The sequence below is a fragment of the Variovorax sp. 10L426 genome (assembly GCF_056395305.1).
This window is the reverse complement of sequence record NZ_JBFTJF010000006.1, coordinates 110,490-134,157: the sequence shown is the minus strand read 5'-3', so window position 1 is coordinate 134,157 and position 23,668 is coordinate 110,490. Positions and strand designations below refer to the sequence as shown.

The 23,668-nt window shown below is 63.6% G+C and carries 27 protein-coding genes; 20 read left to right on the top strand and 7 right to left on the bottom strand.

Features of this window, described 5'->3' with window-relative positions; translation table 11 throughout:
- Nucleotides 1–72 precede the first annotated feature (72 nt).
- The 19 genes from serA to AC1DHL_RS10820 all read left to right on the top strand — a co-directional run bounded on the left by serA (nucleotide 73) and on the right by AC1DHL_RS10820 (nucleotide 18,729).
- On the top strand, nucleotides 73–1,302 hold the full coding sequence (gene serA / locus AC1DHL_RS10910; protein WP_478162014.1) for a phosphoglycerate dehydrogenase: 1,230 nt from the start codon (nucleotides 73–75) through the stop codon (nucleotides 1,300–1,302).
- A gap of 85 nt (nucleotides 1,303–1,387) precedes the next feature.
- Entirely contained in the window at nucleotides 1,388–5,275 is a 3,888-nt protein-coding gene (locus tag AC1DHL_RS10905; RefSeq protein WP_478162013.1) for a DUF3683 domain-containing protein, read from the top strand.
- A 5-nt stretch (nucleotides 5,276–5,280) separates the two neighbouring features.
- Nucleotides 5,281–5,718 (top strand): HIT family protein, encoded by a 438-nt coding sequence (locus AC1DHL_RS10900; protein ID WP_478162093.1) that lies wholly within the window; start codon nucleotides 5,281–5,283, stop codon nucleotides 5,716–5,718.
- Nucleotides 5,718–6,131, top strand: a complete 414-nt coding sequence (locus AC1DHL_RS10895) for a gamma-butyrobetaine hydroxylase family protein (RefSeq protein ID WP_478098359.1) — start codon at nucleotides 5,718–5,720, stop codon at nucleotides 6,129–6,131. Before AC1DHL_RS10900 ends, AC1DHL_RS10895 begins: the two co-directional genes overlap by 1 nt.
- 78 nt (nucleotides 6,132–6,209) lie before the next feature.
- Entirely contained in the window at nucleotides 6,210–6,941 is a 732-nt protein-coding gene (gene ubiE, locus AC1DHL_RS10890) for a bifunctional demethylmenaquinone methyltransferase/2-methoxy-6-polyprenyl-1,4-benzoquinol methylase UbiE (protein WP_478162012.1), read from the top strand.
- Between the two features lie 25 nt (nucleotides 6,942–6,966).
- Entirely contained in the window at nucleotides 6,967–8,019 is a 1,053-nt protein-coding gene (locus tag AC1DHL_RS10885) for a Tim44 domain-containing protein (protein WP_478162011.1), read from the top strand.
- A 45-nt stretch (nucleotides 8,020–8,064) separates the two neighbouring features.
- Nucleotides 8,065–8,619, top strand: coding sequence for a ubiquinone biosynthesis accessory factor UbiJ (locus AC1DHL_RS10880; RefSeq protein WP_478162010.1), 555 nt, complete (start codon nucleotides 8,065–8,067; stop codon nucleotides 8,617–8,619).
- On the top strand, nucleotides 8,616–10,181 hold the full coding sequence (gene ubiB / locus AC1DHL_RS10875) for a ubiquinone biosynthesis regulatory protein kinase UbiB (protein WP_478162009.1): 1,566 nt from the start codon (nucleotides 8,616–8,618) through the stop codon (nucleotides 10,179–10,181). Before AC1DHL_RS10880 ends, ubiB begins: the two co-directional genes overlap by 4 nt.
- Before the next feature lie 15 nt (nucleotides 10,182–10,196).
- Complete coding sequence (locus AC1DHL_RS10870; protein ID WP_478162008.1) at nucleotides 10,197–11,645, top strand: high affinity choline transporter 1; 1,449 nt, start codon at nucleotides 10,197–10,199, stop codon at nucleotides 11,643–11,645.
- Between the two features lie 82 nt (nucleotides 11,646–11,727).
- Nucleotides 11,728–12,057, top strand: coding sequence for an FmdB family zinc ribbon protein (locus AC1DHL_RS10865; RefSeq protein ID WP_478162007.1), 330 nt, complete (start codon nucleotides 11,728–11,730; stop codon nucleotides 12,055–12,057).
- A 12-nt stretch (nucleotides 12,058–12,069) separates the two neighbouring features.
- Complete coding sequence (locus AC1DHL_RS10860; RefSeq protein WP_478098347.1) at nucleotides 12,070–12,690, top strand: DUF502 domain-containing protein; 621 nt, start codon at nucleotides 12,070–12,072, stop codon at nucleotides 12,688–12,690.
- A gap of 28 nt (nucleotides 12,691–12,718) precedes the next feature.
- Complete coding sequence (aspS, locus tag AC1DHL_RS10855) at nucleotides 12,719–14,524, top strand: aspartate--tRNA ligase (protein WP_478162006.1); 1,806 nt, start codon at nucleotides 12,719–12,721, stop codon at nucleotides 14,522–14,524.
- A gap of 33 nt (nucleotides 14,525–14,557) precedes the next feature.
- On the top strand, nucleotides 14,558–15,025 hold the full coding sequence (gene nudB, locus AC1DHL_RS10850) for a dihydroneopterin triphosphate diphosphatase (protein ID WP_478162005.1): 468 nt from the start codon (nucleotides 14,558–14,560) through the stop codon (nucleotides 15,023–15,025).
- Nucleotides 15,022–15,780: an endonuclease/exonuclease/phosphatase family protein gene (locus AC1DHL_RS10845; protein WP_478098341.1), complete on the top strand. Its 759-nt coding sequence runs from the start codon at nucleotides 15,022–15,024 to the stop codon at nucleotides 15,778–15,780. Before nudB ends, AC1DHL_RS10845 begins: the two co-directional genes overlap by 4 nt.
- Before the next feature lie 78 nt (nucleotides 15,781–15,858).
- On the top strand, nucleotides 15,859–16,590 hold the full coding sequence (gene folE / locus AC1DHL_RS10840) for a GTP cyclohydrolase I (protein ID WP_478162004.1): 732 nt from the start codon (nucleotides 15,859–15,861) through the stop codon (nucleotides 16,588–16,590).
- Between the two features lie 5 nt (nucleotides 16,591–16,595).
- A complete protein-coding gene (locus tag AC1DHL_RS10835) occupies nucleotides 16,596–17,018 on the top strand; it encodes a BLUF domain-containing protein (RefSeq protein WP_478098336.1) in 423 nt (140 codons plus the stop codon).
- Nucleotides 17,019–17,071: 53 nt separating this feature from the next.
- Nucleotides 17,072–17,896 (top strand): DUF429 domain-containing protein, encoded by an 825-nt coding sequence (locus tag AC1DHL_RS10830; RefSeq protein ID WP_478098332.1) that lies wholly within the window; start codon nucleotides 17,072–17,074, stop codon nucleotides 17,894–17,896.
- A 121-nt stretch (nucleotides 17,897–18,017) separates the two neighbouring features.
- Nucleotides 18,018–18,215 carry a CsbD family protein gene (locus AC1DHL_RS10825; RefSeq protein WP_478098329.1) on the top strand — a complete coding sequence of 66 codons (198 nt, stop codon included), beginning with the start codon at nucleotides 18,018–18,020 and terminating at the stop codon, nucleotides 18,213–18,215.
- A 55-nt stretch (nucleotides 18,216–18,270) separates the two neighbouring features.
- Nucleotides 18,271–18,729, top strand: coding sequence for a BON domain-containing protein (locus AC1DHL_RS10820; protein ID WP_478098327.1), 459 nt, complete (start codon nucleotides 18,271–18,273; stop codon nucleotides 18,727–18,729).
- A gap of 72 nt (nucleotides 18,730–18,801) precedes the next feature.
- Here AC1DHL_RS10820 and AC1DHL_RS10815 read toward each other — a convergent pair whose 3' ends face one another.
- From AC1DHL_RS10815 to AC1DHL_RS10790, 6 genes are all read right to left on the bottom strand, one after another.
- Nucleotides 18,802–19,350, bottom strand: coding sequence for a ferritin-like domain-containing protein (locus tag AC1DHL_RS10815; protein ID WP_478098324.1), 549 nt, complete (start codon nucleotides 19,348–19,350; stop codon nucleotides 18,802–18,804).
- Nucleotides 19,347–19,796, bottom strand: a complete 450-nt coding sequence (locus AC1DHL_RS10810) for a hypothetical protein (protein ID WP_478098319.1) — start codon at nucleotides 19,794–19,796, stop codon at nucleotides 19,347–19,349. The genes AC1DHL_RS10815 and AC1DHL_RS10810 overlap by 4 nt, the downstream gene beginning before the upstream one ends.
- Nucleotides 19,786–20,166, bottom strand: a complete 381-nt coding sequence (locus AC1DHL_RS10805) for a hypothetical protein (protein WP_478098317.1) — start codon at nucleotides 20,164–20,166, stop codon at nucleotides 19,786–19,788. Before AC1DHL_RS10805 ends, AC1DHL_RS10810 begins: the two co-directional genes overlap by 11 nt.
- A gap of 52 nt (nucleotides 20,167–20,218) precedes the next feature.
- A complete protein-coding gene (locus AC1DHL_RS10800; RefSeq protein ID WP_478098315.1) occupies nucleotides 20,219–20,593 on the bottom strand; it encodes a hypothetical protein in 375 nt (124 codons plus the stop codon).
- Between the two features lie 54 nt (nucleotides 20,594–20,647).
- Nucleotides 20,648–20,812 carry a DUF1328 domain-containing protein gene (locus AC1DHL_RS10795; protein ID WP_478098313.1) on the bottom strand — a complete coding sequence of 55 codons (165 nt, stop codon included), beginning with the start codon at nucleotides 20,810–20,812 and terminating at the stop codon, nucleotides 20,648–20,650.
- 138 nt (nucleotides 20,813–20,950) lie between these two features.
- A complete protein-coding gene (locus AC1DHL_RS10790) occupies nucleotides 20,951–22,294 on the bottom strand; it encodes a CHASE3 domain-containing protein (RefSeq protein ID WP_478098311.1) in 1,344 nt (447 codons plus the stop codon).
- 107 nt (nucleotides 22,295–22,401) lie between these two features.
- Here AC1DHL_RS10790 and AC1DHL_RS10785 point away from each other — a divergent pair, with 107 nt between their 5' ends.
- The gene (locus tag AC1DHL_RS10785) at nucleotides 22,402–23,034 is read left to right on the top strand and encodes a response regulator (protein WP_028249172.1); all 633 of its coding nucleotides are present in this window, start codon (nucleotides 22,402–22,404) and stop codon (nucleotides 23,032–23,034) included.
- A 116-nt stretch (nucleotides 23,035–23,150) separates the two neighbouring features.
- On the opposite strand, the gene AC1DHL_RS10780 is transcribed toward AC1DHL_RS10785, so the two are convergent.
- Nucleotides 23,151–23,558: a response regulator gene (locus AC1DHL_RS10780; RefSeq protein ID WP_478098308.1), complete on the bottom strand. Its 408-nt coding sequence runs from the start codon at nucleotides 23,556–23,558 to the stop codon at nucleotides 23,151–23,153.
- Nucleotides 23,559–23,668 lie beyond the last annotated feature (110 nt).

Genomic DNA, 23,668 nt, shown 5'->3' with positions numbered 1-23,668 from the left:
ACCATGCTAGCATCGCCCTCCCTTTTTTCGGCTCCGCCTCTTGCGTTCCGGGCGGGCCTTTCCTGACTCGCAATGAGCAAGACCTCCCTCGACAAAAGCAAGATCAAGTTCCTCCTGCTCGAAGGCATCCATCCTTCGGCGGTCGAGGTGCTTCACGCAGCGGGCTACACCAACGTCGAGACGCTTTCCGGCGCCTTGCCAGACGCCGAACTCAAGGCGCGCATTGGCGATGTGCACTTTCTCGGCATCCGGTCGCGCACGCAATTGACTGCAGAAGTGTTCGCCGAAGCGAACAAGCTGGTGGCCGTCGGCTGCTTCTGCATCGGCACCAACCAGGTCGACCTCGACGCGGCGCGCGAACATGGCGTGGCCGTTTTCAATGCGCCGTTCTCGAACACCCGCTCGGTTGCCGAACTGGTGCTGGCCGAAGCCATCCTGCTGCTGCGCGGCGTGCCCGAGAAGAGCGCCGTCGCCCACCGTGGCGGCTGGCTCAAGTCGGCCGACAACGCATTCGAGATTCGCGGCAAGACCCTCGGCGTCGTGGGCTACGGTTCGATCGGTGCGCAGCTCTCGGTGCTCGCGGAAGCGCTGGGGATGAACGTTGCCTTCTTCGATGTCGTGACCAAGCTGCCCCTGGGCAACGCACGGCAGGTACGGGAACTGAAGGATCTGCTCGCGCAGAGCGACATCGTGAGCCTGCACGTACCCGAGACGCAGGCCACCCAATGGATGATCGGCGCCGCCGAGATTGCCGTCATGAAGCCCGGCGCCATCCTGATCAATGCCTCGCGCGGCACGGTGGTCGAGATCGAGGCGCTGGCCGTGGCCCTGAAGGAGAGGAAGCTGCTGGGCGCGGCGATCGACGTGTTCCCCGTCGAGCCGCGAAGCAACAAGGACGAGTTCCAGTCGCCACTTCGCGGCCTGGACAACGTGATCCTCACGCCTCATATCGGCGGCTCGACGATGGAAGCACAGGCCAACATCGGCCTCGAAGTGGCCGAGAAACTCGTCAAGTACAGCGACAACGGCACTTCGACCTCGTCGGTGAATTTCCCCGAGGTGGCGCTTCCGGCGCACCCCGGCAAGCACCGGCTGTTGCACATCCACCGCAACGTGCCGGGCGTTTTGTCGGAGATCAACCGGATCTTTTCCGACAACAACATCAACATCTCCTCGCAGTTCCTGCAGACCAACGAGAAGGTCGGCTACGTGGTGACCGACATCGATGCGGCCTCGTCCGACCTGGCGCTCGAAAAGCTCGCCAAAGTGCCCGGCACGATCCGGAGCCGGGTGCTCTTCTGACCTGTCTGCAGGCCTTTCGGGGCTGCCTTAAAATTCACGCCCCTGGTTCATGGGGCGCGCAGCGCCCGACCGAGGCCACTCCCCGATGAATGCTCCGACCGCGTTGACGGCGTTGTTGTCGCAGGCCGCAGAGCCCGCGCGATTGCGTGAGATCCCCTACAACTACACCAGCTTCTCCGATCGCGAGATCGTGATTCGCCTGCTCGGCGAACGAGGGTGGGAACTGCTGCAAACCCTTCGATCAGAGCGCCGCACCGGCCGGTCGGCCCGCATGCTTTACGAGGTGCTGGGCGACATCTGGGTCGTCCAGCGCAATCCCTACCTCGTCGACGACCTGCTGGACAACCCGCGTCGACGGGGCCAGCTGGTGGATGCGCTCAATCACCGTCTCACTGAAGTGCAGAAGCGGCGCACGCCCGATACCGATGCCCAGCGCGACGCGCTTGTGGGCGAATTGACCGGCCTCGCGGCACAGGCCATCTCGACCTTCGACACCATGTTCCGCGACGTTGCGGCCCTGCGGCGCATGGCGACGCGCACGCTGCGCCGGCTCACGGCCAAGGACAACATCAAGTTCGACGGTCTCTCCCGCGTGTCGCACGTGACCGACGCCACCGACTGGCGTGTCGAATACCCCTTCGTCGTACTGACGCCCGATACCGAGGCCGAGATGGCCGCCCTGGTCAAGGGTTGCATCGAACTCGGTCTGACCATCATTCCGCGTGGCGGCGGCACCGGCTACACCGGCGGCGCGATCCCGCTGACGTGGAACAGCGTCGTCATCAACACCGAGAAGCTCGAGGCGATGACCGAGGTCGAGATGGTCTCGCTGCCCGGTCTCGAAGCGCCGGTCCCGACGATCTGGACCGAAGCCGGCGTGGTCACGCAGCGCGTGGCCGATGCGGCCGAGCGCGCGGGCTTCGTGTTCGCGGTCGACCCCACCTCTGCCGAGGCGTCGTGCGTGGGCGGCAACGTTGCCATGAATGCCGGCGGCAAGAAAGCGGTGCTCTGGGGCACGGCGCTCGACAACCTCGCCTCGTGGCGCATGGTGACGCCGCAGGCCGAGTGGCTGGAGGTCACGCGGGTTGGCCACAACCTGGGCAAGATCCACGACGCCGAAAGCGCGGTGTTCGAGCTGCAGTACTTCGCAGCCGACGGCAAGACGGCACTGCGCGCCGAGCGTCTGGAAATCCCCGGCAAGACTTTCCGCAAGGAAGGCCTCGGGAAGGACGTGACCGACAAGTTCCTCTCGGGCCTTCCCGGCATCCAGAAGGAAGGCTGTGACGGCCTGATCACCAGCTGCCGCTGGATCGTGCATCGCATGCCGGCCCATACCCGGACGGTCTGCCTCGAATTCTTCGGCAACGCGAAGGACGCGGTGCCCAGCATCGTCGAGATCAAGGACTTCATGTTCGCGGAACAGAAGCGCTCCGGCGTGCTGTTGGCGGGCCTGGAGCATCTCGACGACCGCTATCTCAAGGCGGTCGGCTATGCCACCAAGTCCAAGCGCCACGGCGGCCTGCCGAAGATGGTGCTGTTCGGCGACATCGCCGGCGATGATGCCGATGCGGTGGCACGCGCGACGTCCGAGGTGGTGCGCATCGCCAATTCGCGCAGCGGCGAAGGCTTCATCGCCATCAGCCCCGAGGCACGCAAGAAGTTCTGGCTGGACCGCAAGCGCACCGCGGCGATCAGCCGGCACACCAACGCCTTCAAGATCAACGAAGACGTGGTGATCCCGCTGCCGCGCATGGCCGAATACACGGACGGTATCGAGCGCATCAACATCGAGCTGTCGCTGCAGAACAAGATCGCGCTCGCCGACGAGCTCGAAGCCTTCCTGGCGCGCGGCAACCTGCCGTTGGGCAAGAGCGACGACGCCAACGACATCCCCTCGGCCGAACTACTGGAAGACCGCGTGGCGCAGGCCGTGACGCTCGTGCGTGAAGTGCGCGCGCTCTGGCAGCAATGGCTCGACGATGTCGAAACGTTGTTCCCGAAGTTGCAGGATCACTCGCTGCGCGCGAGCTGGAAGACGCAACTGCGCGAGCCCCTGGCGTCGATCTTCACCGGTGGCGAGTTCACGCCGATCCTGACCGAGTGCAGCGCCATCCACAAGCGCGTGCTCAAGGGCCGCGTCTGGGTTGCGCTCCACATGCACGCGGGCGACGGCAACGTGCACACCAACATCCCCGTCAACAGCGACAACTACGAGATGCTGCAGACGGCGCACAAGGCCGTCGCGCGCATCATGGTGCTTGCGCGCAGCCTCGACGGGGTGATTTCGGGCGAGCACGGCATCGGCATCACCAAGCTCGAATTCCTGAGCGAAGACGAGCTTCAGCCCTTTGCCGACTACAAGCGAAGGGTCGATCCCGAGGGCCGGTTCAACAAGGGCAAGCTCCTGCGGGACAACACGAATTTCGCGCGGGACGGACACTCGCTCCCGGCCGATCTGACCAATGCCTACACGCCGAGCTTCGGCCTCATGGGGCACGAGTCGATCATCATGCAGCAGAGCGACATCGGCGCGATCGCCGACAGCGTCAAGGACTGCCTGCGCTGCGGCAAGTGCAAGCCGGTGTGTGCGACGCACGTGCCGCGGGCCAACCTGCTGTATTCGCCTCGCAACAAGATCCTCGCGACCTCGCTGCTCGTTGAAGCTTTCCTGTATGAGGAACAGACCCGCCGCGGTGTCAGCATCAAGCACTGGGAAGAGTTCGAGGACGTGGCCGACCATTGCACGGTCTGCCACAAGTGCCTCACGCCATGCCCGGTGAAGATCGACTTCGGCGACGTGTCGATGAACATGCGCAATCTCTTGCGCAAGATGGGGCAGAAGTCCTTCCGTCCCGGCAATGCGGCCGCGATGTTCTTCCTCAATGCCACGAACCCGCAGACCATCAAGATGATGCGCTCGGGCATGGTCGACATCGGCTTCAAGGCGCAGCGACTCGCCAACGACCTGCTGCGCGGGCTGGCGAAAAAGCAGACAGCCGCGCCGCCGGCTTCGCTGGGCCCCGCGCCGGTCAAGGAACAGATGATCCACTTCATCAACAAGAAGATGCCCGGTGGATTGCCGAAGAAGACAGCGCGCGCCTTGCTCGACATCGAGGATGCAGACTACGTGCCGATCATCCGGAATCCGAGCGCGACGACGCCTGAGACCGAGGCGGTGTTCTATTTCCCCGGTTGCGGCTCGGAACGGCTCTTCTCGCAGGTGGGCCTGGCGACGCAGGCCATGCTTTGGCATGCCGGCGTGCAGACCGTCCTGCCGCCGGGCTACCTGTGTTGCGGCTATCCGCAGCGCGGCAGCGGCCAGTTCGACAAGGCGGAGAAGATGATCACCGACAACCGCGTGCTCTTCCACCGTGTCGCCAATACGCTGAACTACCTCGACATCAAGACGGTGGTGGTGAGTTGCGGCACTTGCTACGACCAGTTGCAGGGCTACCAGTTCGACAAGATCTTCCCGGGTTGCCGCATCGTCGACATCCATGAATACCTGCTCGAAAAAGGCATCACGTTGGGCGACGCCGGCGGTGGCGGTTACCTCTATCACGACCCCTGCCACACGCCGATGAAACTGCAGGACCCGATGAAGACCGTGAAGGCGCTCGTCGGCGACAACGTGCTCAAGAATGACCGCTGCTGCGGCGAGTCCGGCACGTTGGGCGTGACGCGGCCGGACATCTCGACGCAGATCCGGTTCCGCAAGGAAGAAGAACTGAAGAAGGGTGAAGCCGAATTGCGCGACGCCGGCAAGATCGCGCCGCATGGCAACGTCAAGATTCTCACGAGCTGCCCGAGTTGCCTGCAGGGCCTGAGCCGCTATGGCAACGACCTGAACAACGGTCTGCTCGAAGCGGACTACATCGTGGTTGAAATGGCGAACAAGATCCTGGGCGAAAGCTGGATGCCCGACTACGTGGCCGCCGCGAACCAGGGTGGTATCGAGCGCGTGCTGGTGTGACGGCAATGCGCGTCAAGGGCTGCCCCCTGTGCGACGAAGCCGGCGGCCGGCTGGTCTTCGACGCCGCGAAATTCCGTGTGATCCATGCGGCCGAAGAGGGCTTCCCCGCGTTCTATCGTGTCGTGTGGAAGGATCACGTGGCCGAATGGTCCGATCTGTCGGCTGCCGATCGCACGCAGTGCATGGAGGCCGTTGCCGTTGTCGAGCAAAGCATGCGCGACGTACTGGCGCCGGCCAAGATCAATCTCGCCGCGCTCGGCAACATGGTGCCGCACCTTCATTGGCACGTGATCGCGCGTTTCGACTGGGACAACCGCTTTCCGTCGCCCGTGTGGGCTCCCGCGCAGCGAGAGCGCGATCGGCAGCATGAGATCACCATCGAGGCCCTCTTGCCGGAAGTGGAACGCGATATGGTCCAGCGTCTTGCGACAAGGAGTTTCTGATGGCAGGTTTGCAGGCAGGCGCGCCGACGCCCCAATCGATCACCGTCCACAACCGGTCACGCGTGCTGGAAATCGGCTTCTCCGACGGCACGCTTTTCAGGATTCCCTTCGAGCTGATGCGCATCTATTCGCCGTCAGCCGAAGTGCAGGGGCACGGTCCGGGCCAGGAAATCCTCCAGACTGGCAAGCGCAATGTCGATCTGCTGGACTTGCAACCGGTCGGCAACTACGCGGTCCAGCCGACCTTCAGCGACGGCCACAACACCGGCATCTTCACGTGGGACCTGCTGTACGAACTCGGCGCTCGTCAGGATGAGAAATGGGCCGAGTACGAGCGTCGCCTTGCGGCCGCTGGTGTCGATCGCGATGCACCGATGCCCGAGAAGAGCGGACACGCCTGCGGCAGCCATTGAGTCATTGAGTGACAAATGCCCGGTGTCCCTGCGGGGTCGTCGGCGCGGTATGAACGCTTCCGGCCTAACATCGGGAGCATGAGTACCACCCATTTCGGTTTCGAATCGGTCGACGAGCGCGACAAGGCAGGACGCGTGCGCGGCGTGTTCGATTCGGTCGCCTCGCGCTACGACCTCATGAACGACCTCATGTCGATGGGTCTCCATCGGGCGTGGAAGGCATACACCATCATGGTCGCCAACGTGGGCGAGGGCTCCAAGGTGCTCGACATCGCCGGCGGCACCGGCGACCTCGCGCTCGCCTTCGCCAAGAAGGTCGGCACCACCGGTGAGGTGGTGCACACCGACATCAACGAGGCCATGCTGCGCACCGGGCGCGATCGGTTGCTCGATGCCGGCGTTGCATTGCCCACGCTGGTCTGCGATGCGGAGAAGCTGCCTTTTCCGGACGATCACTTCGACGTCGTGACCGTGGCTTTCGGCCTGCGCAACATGACGCACAAGGACATTGCGATCAAGGAAATGAACCGTGTGCTGAAGCCGCGCGGCAAGTTGCTGGTGCTCGAATTTTCCAAGGTCGCCAAGCCGTTGCAGAAGGCGTACGACTGGTATTCGTTCAGTGTGCTGCCGCGCCTGGGCAAGGTCGTGGCGGGTGATGACGCCAGCTATCGCTACCTGGCCGAGTCCATCCGCATGCATCCTGCGCAAGAGGAACTCAAGACCCTCATGAAGGAGGGCGGTTTCGGGCATGTGGACTATCACAACATGACGGGCGGTGTTGTCGCGCTGCATGTTGGAATCAAGTGTTGAAGCTGTTTGCCGTAGAGGAGACGTCATGAAGAATTTTTGGTCCGTCATGCTGGTGTGTGCGCTGGCCGTCGTGAGCATCGATGCCGACGCTGCACGCCTGGGTGGCGGAAGGTCGTTCGGCAAGCAGTCGAGCAACGTGACCCAACGCCAGGCGACGCCGCCGGCAAGCCCCGCCGCACCGGGTGCGCCGGCCCAGAGCGCGAACAACGCCGCGGCCAAGCCCGCACCCGCAACACCCGCGGCCACGCCTGCTGCGGCGCCCAAGCGTCCATGGGCTGGCATGCTCGGCGGTCTGGCCGCAGGCCTGGGCCTGGCGTGGCTGGCCAATTCCCTCGGACTCGGCGCCGCTTTCGGCAACATTCTGCTGATCGGTCTTCTGGTGCTGGCCGCAGTGGTCGTGTGGCGCATCTTTTCGGCGCGTTCGCGCTCGACGCCAGCAGCGCGTACTGGCGGTTTCGCGTTCCAAGGCGCAGGCAGCCCGGCGGATGCGACCGCGCCCGTGCAGTACAGCCCCAACAATGTTGGCAACGATGCCTCGGCGCGTCCGTGGGAACGCAACCATGCCGCCTTCGACGCTTCCCCGGCCCAGGCGGAGCACCCGGCCAGCACCGGCGGGTCGTCCATGGCGGGCGCCGCGGCCGCGGGCGGCAGCATGATCGGGTCGGCGCTGGCCGGCTCCCAGACCTGGGGTATTCCTGCAGGCTTCGATGCCGATGGCTTCCTCAACGCCGCCAAGCGCAATTTCGTGACCTTGCAGGACGCCTGGGACCGGGCCGATATCACCACGCTGCGGTCGATGATGACCGATGGCATGGTCGGCGAAATCCGCCAGCAGTTGGCCGAACGCGAAGCCCACACGGGCGGACAGCCGAACAAGACCGAAGTCGTGATGCTCGACGCCAAGCTGCTCGGGATCGAGGAACTGCCCGACGCCTATCTGGCCAGCGTCGAGTTCTCCGGCATGATTCGCGAAGACATCTCCTCGGGGCCGAGCCCGTTCCGCGAAGTCTGGAACATGACCAAGCCGACGAGCGGCACGAGCGGCTGGCTCGTAGCTGGCGTCCAGGCACTTCAGTAAGTCAACGGCGGCTCGATCCGGTCGCAAGACCGGGATAATGGGGACATGGTTACACCATCGTCCCCATTTTCATTTTTTGACGATCTATTCAATCGCGTTGGCGAGCGGTTGCAGCCGCCCGGCTGGGCGATCCACGAGATCCAGCACCGGACAGTGCTGTTCTTGAATCACGTGTTGCAGCAGGAGCCTGAGGCCCAACAACGGCTGATGCGTCAGCAGGGAAGGGTGGCGCTGTTCGAATGGCGCTTCGTGACGATGAAGTTCGTCGCGACGCCCGCCGGTCTGCTCGACCTGGCGCCCGAAGACGCTGTGCCCGAACTCACGCTGACCGTGACGGAGGAGTCTCCCTTCGGTCTTGCCCGGGCGGCCTTCCGCGGCGATAAGCCCGCCGTTCGCATCGAGGGCGACGTGCAATTGGCCGCCGAGGTCAACTGGCTGGTCGACCATGTGCGTTGGGACGTGGAGGACGATCTTGCGCGCGTGATCGGCGATGTGCCGGCGCACACGATCGCGACGGGTGCCCGTCGCGTGGTGGAGGGGTTGCGGCGCTTTGTCGGCGAACGCTCCGGCAAGGCCGGCGGGCCCGCGGGCGCCGAATGAGGCGTTTTTATCGCGGCATCTTCATCGTCTGGGTCGCGCTCCGCTACGGCCTCGACGAACTCGTGCTCACGAGCCTCCAGAAGCCTTGGCTTCGCGTGGTGGCCCGGGTTGTCTCGGTCGGCCGCAATCTCGACGCGCCGCGCGGCCAGCGTCTGCGTGAGGCGTTGGAACGGCTTGGGCCGATCTTCGTCAAGTTCGGCCAGGTGCTGTCGACTCGACGCGACCTGCTGCCCCCGGATATCGCCGACGAGCTTGCATGGCTGCAGGACCGGGTGCCGCCCTTCCCGTCGAAGGTAGCCATCGCAACGATCGAGCGTGCCTTCCGCCGACCGGTCGGCGACATCTTCGTGGAGTTCGACGAAACGCCCGTGGCGAGCGCGTCGATCGCCCAGGTGCATTTCGCGACCGTCCGATGGACCGACGGCACCGTGCGCGAGGCGGCGGTCAAGGTGCTGCGTCCCGGCATGCGCGACATCATCGAGAAGGATCTCGCGCTGATGGCCATGATGGCCGGCTGGGTCGAGGGGCTCTCCGCTGACGGCAAGCGCCTGAAGCCGCGCGAGGTGGTCGCCGAGTTCGACAAGTACCTGCACGACGAGCTCGACCTGGTGCGCGAAGCCGCCAACGCCGCCCAGTTGCGTCGCAACATGGAGCCGCTCAAGCTGGTGCTGATCCCGGAAATGTTCTGGGATTTCTGCCACCCCGAAGTGATCGTCATGGAGCGCATGAAGGGCGTGCCGATCGCCCAGCTCGACCGTCTGCGCGCGGCCGGCGTCGACATCCCGAAGTTGGCTCGGGACGGCGTCACCCTCTTCTTCACGCAGGTGTTCCGCGACGGGTTCTTCCATGCCGACATGCACCCCGGCAACATCCAGGTGAGCCTGGAGGCGGAGACCTTCGGCCGCTACGTGTCGCTCGATTTCGGCATCATCGGAACGCTGACGGAGTCCGACAAGGAATACCTCGCGCAGAACTTCGTCGCCTTCTTCCGCCGCGACTACAAGCGGGTGGCCGAGCTGCATCTCGAAAGCGGCTGGGTTCCGGTGGGCACGCGCATCGACGAACTCGAGGCGGCGATCCGCACGGTGTGCGAGCCTTACTTCGACCGTCCGCTCAAGGAAATCTCCCTGGGCATGGTGCTGATGCGGCTGTTCCAGACTTCTCGCCGCTTCCACGTCGAGATCCAGCCCCAACTCGTGCTGCTGCAGAAGACCCTCCTGAACATCGAGGGACTTGGCCGGCAGCTCGACCCGGAGCTGGACCTCTGGAACACCGCCAAGCCTTTCCTCGAAAAGTGGATGAGCGAGCAGATCGGCCCGCGCAAGCTGTTCGAACAGTTGCGCGCCGAGGCCCCCCGGTACGCCAAATTGCTGCCCCAGTTGCCGCGGCTCATGCACGATTTCCTGGAAAATCGCCCCGCCGACCACCGCCGTGAACTGCTGGAGCTGTTGGCGGCCCAGAAGCGGACCAACCGCTTGCTGCAGGCGATCATCTACGGTGGCATAGGTTTTGTATTGGGTTTGATCGCGATGCAGGTGCTGGTGCGCGTGCGTCTTTTCTGATTGGAGAAATTCGCCGTGCTGTTGACCTTGGTCATCGTCTACCTGTTGATCACCATCGCGATCGGGCTCTACGCAGCCAAGCGCGTGAAGAACACCACCGACTTCGCGATCGCAGGGCGGCATCTGCCCCTCTACATGATCGTGACGACGACCTTCGCGACGTGGTTCGGCTCAGAGACGGTGCTTGGCATCCCCGCCAAGTTTATCGAGGGCGGCCTGAACGGGGTGATCGAGGACCCGTTCGGCGCCGGCACCTGCCTGATCCTGGTCGGGCTCTTCTTCGCGGGCAAGCTCTACCGCATGACGCTGCTCACCATCAGCGACTACTACCGCGAACGCTACGGCCGGACCATCGAGGTCGCCTGTTCGCTGATCATCATGCTGAGCTACCTGGGGTGGGTGTCCGCGCAGGTGACGGCGCTGGGGTTGGTGTTCAACGTGTTGTCCGGCGGTGCGATCGGCGTCTCGCTGGGCATGGTGATCGGTGTCGTGTCGATCCTGGCCTACACGCTCTTCGGCGGCATGTGGTCGGTCGCGGTGACCGACTTCATCCAGATGATCATCCTGGTGCTGGGCCTCGCCGTGATCGCGATGTTCGCGGGCCACATGGCCGGCGGCGCCGACAAGGTGGTCGAGCTTGCCGTCAGCAAGGACCTCTTCAAGTTCTGGCCCGAGCCGACCCTGAAGGACATGATCTTCTTCTTTGCCGCGGCGATCACCATGATGCTGGGCTCGATCCCGCAGCAGGACGTGTTCCAGCGCGTGATGTCCGCCAACAGCGCCAAGTCTGCCACGCGCGGCCCGGTGATCGGCGGCGTCGCCTACATCCTGTTCGCCTTCGTCCCGATGTTCCTCGTGACAAGCGCGCTCCTGATCATGCCGGAGCAGACCGCCACGTTGCTGAAGGAAGACCCTCAGAAAGTCTTGCCGACGCTCGTGCTCGAAAAGATGCCGTTCGTGATGCAGGTGCTGTTCTTCGGTGCGCTGCTCTCGGCCATCAAGTCGACGGCCTCCGCGACCCTGCTCGCACCGAGCGTGACCTTCACCGAGAACATCTGGCGCCAGTTCCGCCCGGCGGGCAGCGATCGGTCGAACCTCATGACGATGCGGATCACGGTGCTGGTTTTCAGCGCGGCGGTGCTGCTCTATGCGATCCGGATGCAGGGGACGCCCATCTACGAACTGGTCTCGGGCGCCTATCAGGTCCCGCTGGTCGGGGCATTCGTGCCGCTGGTGTGCGGCCTGTACTGGAAGCGCGCCACCACGCAGGGGGCCGTGGCTTCGGTGGTGCTCGGCATCGGCGTCTGGCTGCTGTTCCTGGCAATGCCATGGGGCAAGGAATTCCCGGCCCAACTGGCGGGGCTCCTGGCTTCGTTCGGCGGCATGGTGGTCGGGTCGCTGGCGCCGCAGTGGGTCTCCAATACCCGGACACCGCACAGGCCGCTTGCCGTCGACCCGGCCTGATCCACACGACGCCCTCCGAGAGGGGCGCCCTATAATCGAGAGCTTTGCGAGCAGCCGCCGGTCGCTCTTTTTGTCCTTATCCATGCCTATCTACGCCTACAAGTGCAGCGCCTGCGGCTTTGCCAAGGACGTGCTGCAGAAAATGTCCGATGCACCTCTCTCGGAGTGTCCGACTTGCGGCGCAAGTGCGTTCAGCAAGCAAGTGACCGCTGCCGGCTTCCAGCTCAAGGGCTCTGGTTGGTATGCGACCGATTTCCGCGACGGCGGCAAGAAGGCCAGCGCCGAAAAGGGTTCTGCCGCCAGCCCGTCTGCTGACGGTCCAGCTGCCAAGCCGGCCGATGCTCCCGCGGCCACGCCCGCGCCGTCGCCCGCACCCGCGCCCGCCGCTTCACCCGCACCCAGCGCCGACTGAGGCCGCCACGCCATGCTCGCGTTGCGCAAATGGCTGCTGTCCGGATTGCTGGTCATCGTTCCGCTGGCCATCACGCTGGGCGTGCTGAACTGGATCATCGGCACGCTGGATCAGACGCTGTGGCTGCTGCCCGAACAGTGGCAGAGGTATCTCAACGACCACAAGGTGCGCGGGCTGGGCGTCCTGCTCACGCTGGGCATCCTGCTGTCCGTCGGCGCGATCGCGAGCAATTTCGTCGGCAAGCGGCTGCTCGGCTGGGGCGATGCGGTCGTCCGCCGGATCCCGGTCGTGCGCTCGATCTATTCCAGCGTCAAGCAGGTTTCCGATACCTTGTTCTCCGAGAACGGCAATGCATTTCGCACTGCCGTGCTGGTCCAATGGCCGCGTGAAGATGTGTGGACGATCGCCTTCGTCACCGGCACGCCTGGCCAGGAAGTTGTCGAACACCTGGGCGGCGGTGACTACCTCGGCGTCTACGTGCCGACGACACCCAACCCGACGGGCGGCTATTTCGTGATGCTCAAGCGCAGCGACTGCATCGAACTCAGGATGAGCGTGGACGACGCGCTCAAGTACATCGTGTCGATGGGGGTCGTCGTACCTGGCGGCCCCGCGACGATAGCGATCAAATAAACGCGCCCACCGGCGCCGGAATCCATCTATGGCCATGCGTACAAACTATTGCGGTCTCGTGACCGAAGCCCTTCTGGGTCAAACCGTCACCCTTTGCGGCTGGGTCAATCGCCGGCGCGACCATGGAGGCGTGATCTTCATCGACCTGCGTGACCGCGAAGGCTACGTTCAGGTGGTGTGCGACCCGGACCGCGCCGCAACGTTTGCGGCCGCCGAAGGCCTGCGCAACGAGTTCTGCGTGCAGGTTACCGGCCTCGTGCGCGCCCGCCCCGCAGGCACGACCAACGAGAACCTCAAGAGCGGCAAGATCGAAGTGCTGTGCCACGAGATGAAGGTGCTGAATCCGTCGGTCACGCCACCGTTCCTGCTCGACGACGACAACCTCTCCGAGACGACCCGCCTCACGCATCGCGTGCTGGACCTGCGCCGTCCCGTGATGCAGCGCAACATGATGCTGCGCTACAAGGTGACGATGGAGGCCCGCAAGTTCCTCGATGCCAATGGCTTCATCGACATCGAAACGCCGATGCTGGGCAAGTCCACGCCCGAAGGCGCGCGCGACTACCTGGTGCCGAGCCGGGTTCACGACGGCAGTTTTTTCGCGTTGCCCCAATCGCCGCAGCTCTTCAAGCAACTGCTGATGGTGGCCGGCTACGACCGCTACTACCAGATCGTCAAGTGCTTCCGCGACGAAGATCTTCGCGCCGATCGCCAGCCCGAGTTCACGCAGATCGACATCGAGACGTCCTTCATGGCCGAGGAAGAGATCCGCGAGATGTTCGAAGGCATGATCCGCAAGGTGTTCCGCGCGGCGGCCGAAGTCGAGCTGCCCCCGTTCCCGGTCATGAGCTATGGCGACGCCATGTTCAAGTACGGCTCCGACAAGCCCGACTTGCGCGTCAAGCTCGAGTTCACCGAGTTGACCGACGTGATGCGCAATGTCGAGTTCAAGGTGTTCGCCCAGGCAGCCAGCACGGCCGGCGGCCGTGTCGTGGCGTTGCGCGTACCGGGCGGCGGCGGCGAGGGCGGTCTCTCGCGCGGCGACATCGATGCCTACACCGAGTTCGTCAAGATCTACGGCGCCAAGGGTCTGGCCTACATCAAGGTCAACGACGCAGCGCAGGGCCGTGAAGGCCTGCAGAGCCCGATCGTCAAGAACCTCAATGACGCATCGCTGGCCGAGATCATCGCGCGCACCGGCGCTCGCAACGGCGACATCCTGTTCTTCGGCGCTGACAAGGCCAAGATCGTCAACGATGCCATCGGCGCACTGCGCGTCAAGATCGGCCACAGCGCCTTCGGCAAGAAAAATGGCCTGTTCGAAGACCGCTGGGCGCCGTTGTGGGTGGTCGACTTCCCGATGTTCGAATTCGACGAGGAAGGCCAGCGCTGGTCGGCCGTGCATCATCCGTTCACGGCACCGAAGGACGGCCACGAAGACCTCATGGACTCCGCACCGGAGAAGTGCATCTCCAAGGCCTACGACATGGTGCTCAACGGCATCGAGATGGGCGGCGGTTCGGTGCGTATCCATCGCGAGGAAGTGCAGAGCAAGGTCTTCCGCGCTCTCAAGATCAGCGCCGAGGATGCGCAGAACAAGTTCGGCTTCCTGCTCGATGCCCTGCAGTATGGTGCGCCTCCGCACGGCGGCATCGCGATCGGTCTGGATCGTTTGGTCATGCTGCTGAGCGGCGCCGACTCCATTCGCGACGTCATCGCGTTCCCGAAAACGCAGCGTGCGCAGGACTTGCTGACGCAGGCGCCGAGCCCGGTCGACGAGAAGCAGCTGCGCGAGCTGCACATCAAGCTGCGCAACACCCAGCCGGCGGCCTGATCCGACCGGAAGACCGGAAAGGGCGCGACAAGCATGAGCGAGCGCCCCTGGAAGATCCCGGAGTCGGTGCTGGTCGTGATCCACACACCGGCGCTGGACGTCCTGTTGATCCGTCGCGCCGATGCCGAGGACTTCTGGCAGTCAGTCACGGGCAGCAAGGACTTCGAAGACGAAGCGCTGACGCTCACGGCGGTGCGCGAAGTCGAAGAAGAAACCGGCATCGCCTGCGGGCCCGGCACTGAGCTCGCGCAGCGGCTGGCCGACTGGAATCTCCAGAACATCTACGAGATCTACCCGCGCTGGCGTTCCCGCTACGCGCCGGGGATCACGCACAACACGGAGCATCTTTTCGGACTGTGCGTGCCGGATCGCCTGACGCCGAAGCTGGATCCGCGCGAACACACGGCCTGGCGCTGGCTGCCATACCGCGAAGCAGCGGACGCCTGTTTTTCACCGTCGAACGCCGAAGCGATACTGCTCCTGCCACAATTTGCGCGATGAATTCGCCGGTCAACAACCTTCGCGTGGCCACGTACAACATCCACAAGGGTGTGCAGGGGATCGGGCCTGCGCGGCGCCTGGAAATCCACAACCTCGGCCACGCCATCGAGCAGCTCGATGCGGACATCGTGTGCCTTCAGGAGGTGCGCAAGATGAACCGCCAGGCTGCCGTGCGGTTCAGGCATTGGCCAGAGCAGCCACAAGCCGATTTTCTGGCGCCGGAAGGCTATACGGCGGTCTACGAGACCAATGCCGTCACCCGGCACGGCGAACATGGCAATGCGCTGCTCACGCGTTGGCCGGTGCTGCGCAAGACGCACCAGGACATCTCGGACCATCGTTTCGAGCAACGTGGGCTGCTGCACGTCGCGATCGAAGTCGACGGCCAGCCGGTCCACGCGATCGTCGTGCACCTGGGACTGATCAAGGGAAGCCGCATCCGGCAGGTCGCGCGGCTGCGCGAATTCATCGAACGCGAAATTCCCCCCAAGGAGCCGCTGGTCGTGGCCGGCGACTTCAACGATTGGGGCGCGCGGATGCGCTACGCCATGAATGCGATGGGCATGCGGGATTCGAGCGACTTGCGCGGCCCGCGCCCGCTGACCTATCCCTCGCGCCTGCCTGTGACCCAGCTCGATTTCATCTATGGCAGGCAACTCGAACTCCATGCCTGCGCGGTGCCGCGAGGGCCGATCTGGGCCCGGATGTCCGACCACCTCCCGCTGGTGACGGACTTCTTGCTATCAAAACAGTAGCTACATAGATAGGCAGGAAGGGGCTGTAGGCGCTGTAGGGCTAATTGCCCGAAGTCCATTCGCTGTTAGGATGCACGGATGCTTAGGACCATCGATGCCGCACGGCGCCCCGCGGAAGGGGCTGAGGACGAGGGCACGCCCGTGTCCGTCAAGATTCGGGAGCGCCTCCTGGCGGCCCGGAGACGTTTCAACGCCAACGACAACATCGCCGAGTTCATCGAACCGGGCGAGCTCGAGCATTTGCTCGACGAGGTCGAAGGCAAGATGAAGCACGTGCTCGAAAGCCTCGTCATCGACCTCGAGAACGATCACAACACCGAGAACACGGCCCGTCGCGTCGCAAAGATGTACCTCAACGAGGTGTTCAGGGGGCGCTACGTGGCCCCGCCGTCGCTGACCGAATTCCCGAATGCGGAGCATCTCAATGAGCTGATGATCGTCGGGCCGATCACCGTTCGCAGTGCCTGCTCGCACCATTTCTGCCCCATCATCGGCAAGCTGTGGATCGGCGTCATGCCCAACGAGAAGACCAATGTGATCGGCCTGTCGAAGTATGCGCGGCTGGCCGAGTGGGTCATGGGCCGTCCGCAGATCCAGGAGGAAGCCGTGGTTCAGTTGGCCGACCTGATCCAGGAAAAGACACAGCCCGATGGTCTCGCGCTGGTGGTCGAGGCAGAGCACTTCTGCATGCAGTGGCGCGGCGTCAAGGAAATGGACAGCAAGATGATCAATTCCGTGATGCGCGGGGTATTCCTGAAGGACCCGAATCTCCGCCGCGAATTTCTCTCCCTTCTTCCCCGCAAGCACTGAACGCCATGCTCGTACGCCTTCTCTACGCAAGCCGCGCTGTGGACACAAGCCAGGCCGCGATCGACGAAATCCTTGCGCAATCGCGTTCGCACAATCCCGGGTGTGGCGTCACCGGCATCCTTTGCTACGGCGCAGGTGTCTTCCTGCAGGCCATCGAAGGTGGGCGGATGGCCATCAGCGAGTTGTACGGTCACATCCAGCGCGATCCTCGCCACAAGGACGTGGTGCTGCTGCACTACGAAGAGATCTCGGAGCGCCGTTTCGGTGGATGGACCATGGGGCAGGTCAATCTGTCGAAGCTCAACGCCTCGACGCTGCTCAAGTACTCCGAAAGGGCGGAGCTCGACCCCTATTTGGTCTCCGGCAAGGTGTCGCTGGCGCTGCTCGAAGAGTTGATGGCCACCGCCGCCATCGTCGGCCGGCACTGAATCTTCCTTCAATGCCAGGTTCCGCGGCTTTCGCGGCGGATTGAAGCCGTTCCATGCTCTTGCTCGGATGCGATTTTTCGAGTTCGCCAACCGCGCGCAAGCCCATCGTCGTCGCGCTCGGCACGCTGGAAGATCGCTGCGTACAGCTGTCCGACTTCGAGTGCTTTGCTTCGCTGGACGCCTGGAGCCGTTGGCTGGCTGAGACACCGGAATGGCTCGGCGCGTTTGATTTTCCGTTCGGCTTGCCGCGCGAACTGGTCACCCTTCTGGGATGGCCCCTGGAATGGCCGCTGCTCATCGCCCACTACGCTGCGCTCGAACGGTCCGAAATCCGCAGCACCTTCGCGGCGTTTTGCGCGGCGCGCCCGATCGGCGGCAAGTTCGCACATCGTGTGACGGATGGCCCGGCGGGCTCCAGTCCGTCGATGAAGTGGGTCAATCCGCCGGTGGCTTTCATGTTGCACGCTGGCGTGCCCTGCCTGATCGAAGCCGGTGCCGAGTTGCCGGGGCTTCACATGCCGTCAGGGGGCGGATCGCGCATTGCGCTGGAGGGCTATCCGGGACTGCTGGCGCGGGAGTTGATCGGCCGGCGAAGCTACAAGAGCGACGATGCGGCATCCCAGACGGTCGATCGCCGTGTCGCACGTGGCGATCTCCTTGCAGCGCTCGAAAAGGGATCCGCGCGCGTAGGGCTCCGTCTCGCACTGTCCTGCCCCTTGCGAGAACGCATGCTGGCGGATGCAAAGGGCGATTTCATCGATGCCGCACTTTGCCTCGTCCAGGCCGCATGGGGCGCCGCACACAAGGCGAGCGAAGGCCCCGGCTACGGCCTTCCGGCAGATCTCGATCCGCTCGAGGGCTGGATCGTGACAGCCTGACTTCCCCATGTCCTACAGCAGGTCGCGCCGCTGCCGCCGCGCGACGACGGGTGCTGCTGGCTAGATTGACTTGCGTGGTTCGGGCGAACCATCCATCAACCCATTCACCAAGGAGTTCAACATGAACAAGGATCAAGTGGCAGGCCGCGTCGAGGAGGCCAAGGGCAAGGTCAAGGAAGCGGCCGGCAAGGTGGTCGGCAGCGACAAGTTGAAGACGGAAGGCGTCGTCGACCAGGCGGCCGGCAAGGTGCAGAAGACCTATGGCGATACCAAGGAACAGGTGAAGGACGCCCTCAAGGACGATGCGGACAAGTTGTGAACCGAGGGCCCGCGCCATGCACGGGCACCTCTCTTCGAGGAACAGGAGGTTCTCCATGACTGATTTCGACCCCACATCCGGAAAGTTCCGAAAAAACCTCTTTGTGCTGCTGGCAGGCGGCGCCCTCGCGCTGACGGCCTGCGGTGACAAGGCAGGGGGCCCGACCGCGGGTGAAAAGGTGGATTCGGCAATTGCCAAGACCGAGCAGGCGGGCGCGGATGCCAAGGCGAAGGCTGGCCAGATGGCCAGTGAAGCCAGGGCCAAGACGGAATCCACTGCGGCCAATGCGTCGGCGACGATGGACGATGCAGCCATCACTGCCGGCGTGTCGACGGGCCTTGCCAAGGACCCTGACCTGAGCGCGATCAAGATCGACGTCGACACCAAGGGCGGCGTCGTGAGCCTGAGCGGACCGGCACCCAATGCGGCGGCCAAGGCACGTGCAGAGGAGATCGCGAAGTCCGTGAAGGGCGTCGGCGCGGTCAACAACAACCTTCAGGTGAAGGCGATGTAGCTTGTGCGTTCGCGCATCAAAAAACCCGGCATCTGCCGGGTTTTTTTGATGGAAAAGTCGGCGGACCGCGACTCAGTGGCCGAGCCAATCCTTCAGTTCGTCCGCGTGTTCCTCCTCGTCCGCGAGGATTTCCTCGAGCATGCGGCGCGTCGTCGGATCCTTGTCCCCGATGAGCGAGATCATCTGGCGATAGGTCTCCACCGCGATGCGCTCCGCAACGAGATTGGCGCGCACCATCGCCTGCAGCTCGCTGGATTCGTCGTAGTCGGCGTGGCTGCGTTCTTGCAGGGACGCTGGGTTGAAATCCGGCTCGCCGCCAAGCTGCACGATGCGTTCGGCAATCCTGTCCGCATGGCCGGATTCTTCGTTCGCGTGAACGAGGAATTCCTCGGCGATTTTCGGCGATGCCTCGCCATTGGCAGTGAAGTAGTGGCGCTTGTAGCGCAGCACGCAGACCAGCTCCGTTGCCAGCGCGTCGTTCAACAGCTTGACGATGTCGTCGCGCCACGGCCCGTAGCTGGGCGTGACGGCGCCTTCATCAAGGCTCTTGGAAGCCGCGGCATCGATGGCTCGTTGATCGAGCACCAAGCGGGTCGGGCGTTCTTTGACAGCAGTGTTCATGGCGCATCCTTTCGTGGGTTCGTGGTTTTCTTCATGAGCGTGGTGACCAGATCGGCCACGTCCGAAGTCTTCAGCACGGCCGCCAGCACGGCAGTGATGGAAAGCAGCCGCCAAGGTTTGACGAGCACGACCAGCGCGCCGGTCGCGGCTGCCGCGGCGACGAGCTTTGCGGGTTCTTCGCGTGCATATCGTTCAAGCACGGGTAACGCGAGTTGGCCGGCAGCGTTTGCCGGGTGTCTGCGCCACCAGCGACGGACCACATTGCCGGCCACAGCACTCCAGTTGTAGGGGCGGGCGCCGGCTTTGCCGCCGCGATGGGGAGGCGGCCCTTCGGCCGCATCGATCTCGTCAGGATGGGACTGTTCGCCGTACAGCTGCGCGATCAGGGCCTGGCGCGAGACCGTCAGGCGTTCCTGGGGAGTGAGCTGGTCTCGTTCAATGTTCATGCCGCTCTCCCGCCAGATGGAGCGCATGCAGATCCGCGTCGAGTTGCGCGCGCAGATCCGAGAACGCATGGAATTCGCGCGGCCGCATGGCAATACCGGCTGATATCAGTGCGATCAATACCGCAACGCCCGGCACGACGGCGAGCACCCAATGAAACGTGCCATGCAAGAAGCCGAGCATGACGGCGACGCCGATCAGGCCAAGTGCCAGCATGGCGCTCACTGCGGCAAGAACGCCCGCGACCGTTCGGGCGATCAGGTCGCGGCTTGCTTCTTCAGTCTCCTGCCGAAGGAGCGCGCCATAGTTCGCAAGGTGATCAGCGATCAACTCCGGATGCCCTAGCACCGTGGAGTAAATGGGATGGAGCATGGTGCCAGGCGGGTTGAGGCTCGCTGGGAGCCGTTAATGAAAACGGCTTAGGTCAGTAGTCGTCCCGGCGGCGGCTGGCCAGCACGATGAGCGCCGCGATCGCGGCGCCGGCTGCGGCGGCAACCAGCACGGAGCGAACGGGCTGGTCCGCGATGTACTTGCCGGTGACGTCGGCGGCCTGTTCGAGGCGGCGCTGCGCGCGGGCACTGGTGGTCGAGGCCGCATCCAGTCCGCGTTGGACTGCCTGCTGGACCCGGGCGGCGAGCTGTTCGACTGCCGGCTCCGCATCACGGCGCAGGTCACGAACCTTTTCCCCGGCTGCGTTCACCGCGTTCTGCGCATAGGCACGCGTTGTGTCGATGGCGTCGTTGGCAGTTTGTCGGGCGTCTTCTGCCAGTTGGGCGGGGGTCTTCACGGTCGTGTTCATGAAAAGTTTTCCTTCCAGGGGAGTTGTTGCGAGTGCCTGCCCATCGTAACGACGCTACCCGCGTCGTATCAAGCCCGCGATGAAACTTGCTAGCGCGAGGATCAGGAAGATGATGAAGAGGATCTTCGCGATGCCGACGGCGCTTGCCGCAATGCCGCCGAATCCGAAGAGGGCGGCGATCAAGGCAATGACGAGGAACACGACTGCGTAGTGCAACATGTTGAACTCCTTCCGAGATTGGTCTCGTTGATGTGGAACCGACGTTAAGTGCGCCGTCGTTCGCGCCCTGTCAGCAGCAATGGCCGCGGGGCGTAGGAGAGGGTCGAATGAGATCGATCGCCGAATGCCGGCGCTTGCCTAGCGGGTTGGCGACGACGGCAGGACGGCTCTCAGGCGCGTACCCTCGCCCGGCTTCGACGCGATGGCGAGCTTGCCCTTGGCTGCCTCGACACGGTGCCGCATGCCCTGGAGGCCGTGGGTCGACGGGCGGCTGTGCTGAGGGTCGAAGCCCTTGCCGTTGTCCGTGACTTCGACGACGACGTGATTGCCGTAGTTCTTCATCACGATGCTGGCCTCGGTGGCCTGCGCGTACTTGCTGATGTTGGTGAGGCCTTCCTGCACCATGCGATAGACCGTGAGTTGGTTCGCTTCATCGAGAGAGGCCGGCTCGAGCACCATCTCGATTTCCATGTTCGAGCGCTCAGCGAACTCTCGCCCGAGGATCTCGAGCGAAGCGACCAGCCCGAGATTGGCCAGCGAAGACGGCCGGAGATCCTCGATGATGCGGCGCTTGAGCGCGATTCCGCTGTTGAGCAGGTCGTTCAGATGCTGCAGCCGCTGCGTCGCGTCCGGCGAATCGGCCAGCCTGGATTTCAGGCGGGCGACGTCGAGCTTCGCGGCGGTCAAGAGCGATCCCAGCTCGTCGTGCAGTTCGCGCGCGAGATAGCCGCGCTCGGTCTCGCGCACCTGTTGCAGGTGGGTGGCGAGCTCCGCCAACGTCGCGGTGCGCTCGCGGACCTCGCCCTCGAGCGTATTGCGTTCGCGTTCCAGCGCCTGTTGCTGACGCTCGCCGACCGAGCGCAGCGCATGCGTCTGTCTCAGATAGAGATAGAAAGCGATGAGTCCGGCAAGCGCCACGATGCCGATGCCGATGCGGGCAAAGCGGAGGGACCTTGTAATCTGGAGCTGCCCGCGCGTGAGTTCGTCGCTGCTGATCGCGATGAGATCGCCGACCTCGTTGCGAATGGCGTCCATTTCCTCGCGGCCCACATCGGTCGTGATGACGAATTTCCATGCGTCCTCGTTGCCGCTTTGGCGCAGGCGAACGCTCATGTCCATTTCAGCAAGCTTTCGTGACACATGCTTCGAAAGCTGGCTCAACTGAGCAAGCTGTGCCGGCCGCTGGGCGTAGAGGATCTGCAGCGCGGCCAAATGACCGTCGACCTGCTTGACCGCCTGGTCGTAGGGCTCGCGATAACGCGCCTCGCCTGTCAACAGGTAGCCCCGCTGGCCCGTTTCAGCATCGAGGATGTTCTGCAGCATCAGATTGAGCACCGTGCGCGCCCGCTGTGCGTCGCTGACCTCGACGAGGGCCTGGTAGGACTGGCGGTAGCTGGCCTCGTTGATGCTCACAAGCGCCAGCGCTGCCAGTGTGGCGAGCGTGAGGCTCAGGGCCATCTTCGGGAAAGCTAACCAGCGCATGAGGTCTCCGAGGGGTGCCTACATCTCAAATTCGGGAATAATCGAAATCGACCAGGGATCGACATGTTGCGGCGCAAAATGGCCGTGACGAACGACGAAGGTAACAGATGATCAAGATCGGAATTGTGGACGACCATGCCATCGTGCGGTCCGGCTTGCGGCAGTTCTTTTCCGAGCACGTTGACCTGCGCGTGGTAGGTGAAGCAGCGAGTGGCCGCGAGGCCATCGAACTTGTGCGTACGACCGAACTGGACGTGCTGGTGATGGATCTGTCGATGCCGGGCCAAAGCGGCATCGATGCGCTCGCGATGATTCGCGCCAAGGCGCCGGATGTCGGAATTCTTATCCTGAGCGGGTACCCTGAAGAGCACTACGCGATGAACCTCATCCGTCAGGGCGCGAGCGGCTATCTCAACAAGGAGTGCGATCCGATCGAGATCGTGAACGCGATCCGCACCATTTCGCTGGGCCGTCGGTACATCACGCCGGCAGTGGCCGAACTGCTGGCCCGCCAGCTTGATCGCAAGGACGACGCTGCGCCTCACGAACAACTCTCTGAACGCGAGTTCCAAGTGTTCCTCAAGCTGGCAAAGGGCGAGACGGCAGGGGATATCGCCAAGACGCTGTCGTTGTCGGTCAAGACCGTGAGTACGTATCGCACGCGGTTGATGGAGAAGATGAATCTGTCTTCAAACAGCGACCTGACGTACTACGCCCTTAAAAACAAATTGATTGATTAAGCTCGCCCCCAGGCTGCGCGCACTTCGTGTCGCTTCGCCAACCCCCTACCGGGGGCGGCACCAGCGGCCCGGCGGAGCCGGTTCCGCGGTGCCTCCCGAACCTGAGATCGCCCGGGTCAGTTCCGGGTGGTGTGCTGCTTGGTGCGAGATGAGGCTTGCTCGATGCAGAAATCGATGAGGGCGTCAATTTCGTTTGACTTGTCGAAGACTGCGTCCACGCCGAACTGGGCGCAGCGCTTGCGGATGTCGGGAGTGGCGTAATTGCTGAGAACCACCACTTTCTGGTTTGGACGGCGCGACATGCAGGCTTGAAGGACGCCCAAGCCGCTTCCCTGCTTCAGGAAGAGGTCGACGATGGCCAGTTCCCATGCGTCGGCGTTTTCACTCAGCCATTGGCTGGCTTCGGTTTCCGTTTCCGCGAAACCGATGGCCGAGATGCACGTGAGTTCTTCCAGAGTGCCGACGAGATTCTCTCGGATCGTGACGTTGTCTTCGACGATGTAGGTTTTCAATCTTGGGTCCATAAGAACCACTGCCTCTTGGCGAGCCATGCGAGTACTTGCTTGCTCCCCAAGGAAAGCTGTCGTTGCAAATGCTACCGTTTATTGGCCCAGATGATGCAAGGTTCCGCGGT

What these genes read in the sequence shown, in the direction of transcription:
- AC1DHL_RS10780 (WP_478098308.1), bottom strand. Translation starts at nt 23,558, where the DNA reads ATGGACCCAAGATTGAAAACCTACATCGTCGAAGACAACGTCACGATC.
- AC1DHL_RS10835 (WP_478098336.1), top strand. Translation starts at nt 16,596, where the DNA reads ATGCTCGTACGCCTTCTCTACGCAAGCCGCGCTGTGGACACAAGCCAG.
- AC1DHL_RS10810 (WP_478098319.1), bottom strand. Translation starts at nt 19,796, where the DNA reads ATGAACATTGAACGAGACCAGCTCACTCCCCAGGAACGCCTGACGGTC.
- serA (WP_478162014.1), top strand. Translation starts at nt 73, where the DNA reads ATGAGCAAGACCTCCCTCGACAAAAGCAAGATCAAGTTCCTCCTGCTC.
- AC1DHL_RS10785 (WP_028249172.1), top strand. Translation starts at nt 22,402, where the DNA reads ATGATCAAGATCGGAATTGTGGACGACCATGCCATCGTGCGGTCCGGC.
- AC1DHL_RS10790 (WP_478098311.1), bottom strand. Translation starts at nt 22,294, where the DNA reads ATGCGCTGGTTAGCTTTCCCGAAGATGGCCCTGAGCCTCACGCTCGCC.
- AC1DHL_RS10885 (WP_478162011.1), top strand. Translation starts at nt 6,967, where the DNA reads ATGAAGAATTTTTGGTCCGTCATGCTGGTGTGTGCGCTGGCCGTCGTG.
- AC1DHL_RS10800 (WP_478098315.1), bottom strand. Translation starts at nt 20,593, where the DNA reads ATGAACACGACCGTGAAGACCCCCGCCCAACTGGCAGAAGACGCCCGA.
- aspS (WP_478162006.1), top strand. Translation starts at nt 12,719, where the DNA reads ATGGCCATGCGTACAAACTATTGCGGTCTCGTGACCGAAGCCCTTCTG.
- folE (WP_478162004.1), top strand. Translation starts at nt 15,859, where the DNA reads ATGCTTAGGACCATCGATGCCGCACGGCGCCCCGCGGAAGGGGCTGAG.
- AC1DHL_RS10860 (WP_478098347.1), top strand. Translation starts at nt 12,070, where the DNA reads ATGCTCGCGTTGCGCAAATGGCTGCTGTCCGGATTGCTGGTCATCGTT.
- AC1DHL_RS10795 (WP_478098313.1), bottom strand. Translation starts at nt 20,812, where the DNA reads ATGTTGCACTACGCAGTCGTGTTCCTCGTCATTGCCTTGATCGCCGCC.
- AC1DHL_RS10815 (WP_478098324.1), bottom strand. Translation starts at nt 19,350, where the DNA reads ATGAACACTGCTGTCAAAGAACGCCCGACCCGCTTGGTGCTCGATCAA.
- AC1DHL_RS10895 (WP_478098359.1), top strand. Translation starts at nt 5,718, where the DNA reads ATGGCAGGTTTGCAGGCAGGCGCGCCGACGCCCCAATCGATCACCGTC.
- ubiE (WP_478162012.1), top strand. Translation starts at nt 6,210, where the DNA reads ATGAGTACCACCCATTTCGGTTTCGAATCGGTCGACGAGCGCGACAAG.
- AC1DHL_RS10845 (WP_478098341.1), top strand. Translation starts at nt 15,022, where the DNA reads ATGAATTCGCCGGTCAACAACCTTCGCGTGGCCACGTACAACATCCAC.
- ubiB (WP_478162009.1), top strand. Translation starts at nt 8,616, where the DNA reads ATGAGGCGTTTTTATCGCGGCATCTTCATCGTCTGGGTCGCGCTCCGC.
- AC1DHL_RS10900 (WP_478162093.1), top strand. Translation starts at nt 5,281, where the DNA reads ATGCGCGTCAAGGGCTGCCCCCTGTGCGACGAAGCCGGCGGCCGGCTG.
- AC1DHL_RS10805 (WP_478098317.1), bottom strand. Translation starts at nt 20,166, where the DNA reads ATGCTCCATCCCATTTACTCCACGGTGCTAGGGCATCCGGAGTTGATC.
- AC1DHL_RS10830 (WP_478098332.1), top strand. Translation starts at nt 17,072, where the DNA reads ATGCTCTTGCTCGGATGCGATTTTTCGAGTTCGCCAACCGCGCGCAAG.
- AC1DHL_RS10820 (WP_478098327.1), top strand. Translation starts at nt 18,271, where the DNA reads ATGACTGATTTCGACCCCACATCCGGAAAGTTCCGAAAAAACCTCTTT.
- AC1DHL_RS10825 (WP_478098329.1), top strand. Translation starts at nt 18,018, where the DNA reads ATGAACAAGGATCAAGTGGCAGGCCGCGTCGAGGAGGCCAAGGGCAAG.
- AC1DHL_RS10905 (WP_478162013.1), top strand. Translation starts at nt 1,388, where the DNA reads ATGAATGCTCCGACCGCGTTGACGGCGTTGTTGTCGCAGGCCGCAGAG.
- nudB (WP_478162005.1), top strand. Translation starts at nt 14,558, where the DNA reads ATGAGCGAGCGCCCCTGGAAGATCCCGGAGTCGGTGCTGGTCGTGATC.
- AC1DHL_RS10865 (WP_478162007.1), top strand. Translation starts at nt 11,728, where the DNA reads ATGCCTATCTACGCCTACAAGTGCAGCGCCTGCGGCTTTGCCAAGGAC.
- AC1DHL_RS10880 (WP_478162010.1), top strand. Translation starts at nt 8,065, where the DNA reads ATGGTTACACCATCGTCCCCATTTTCATTTTTTGACGATCTATTCAAT.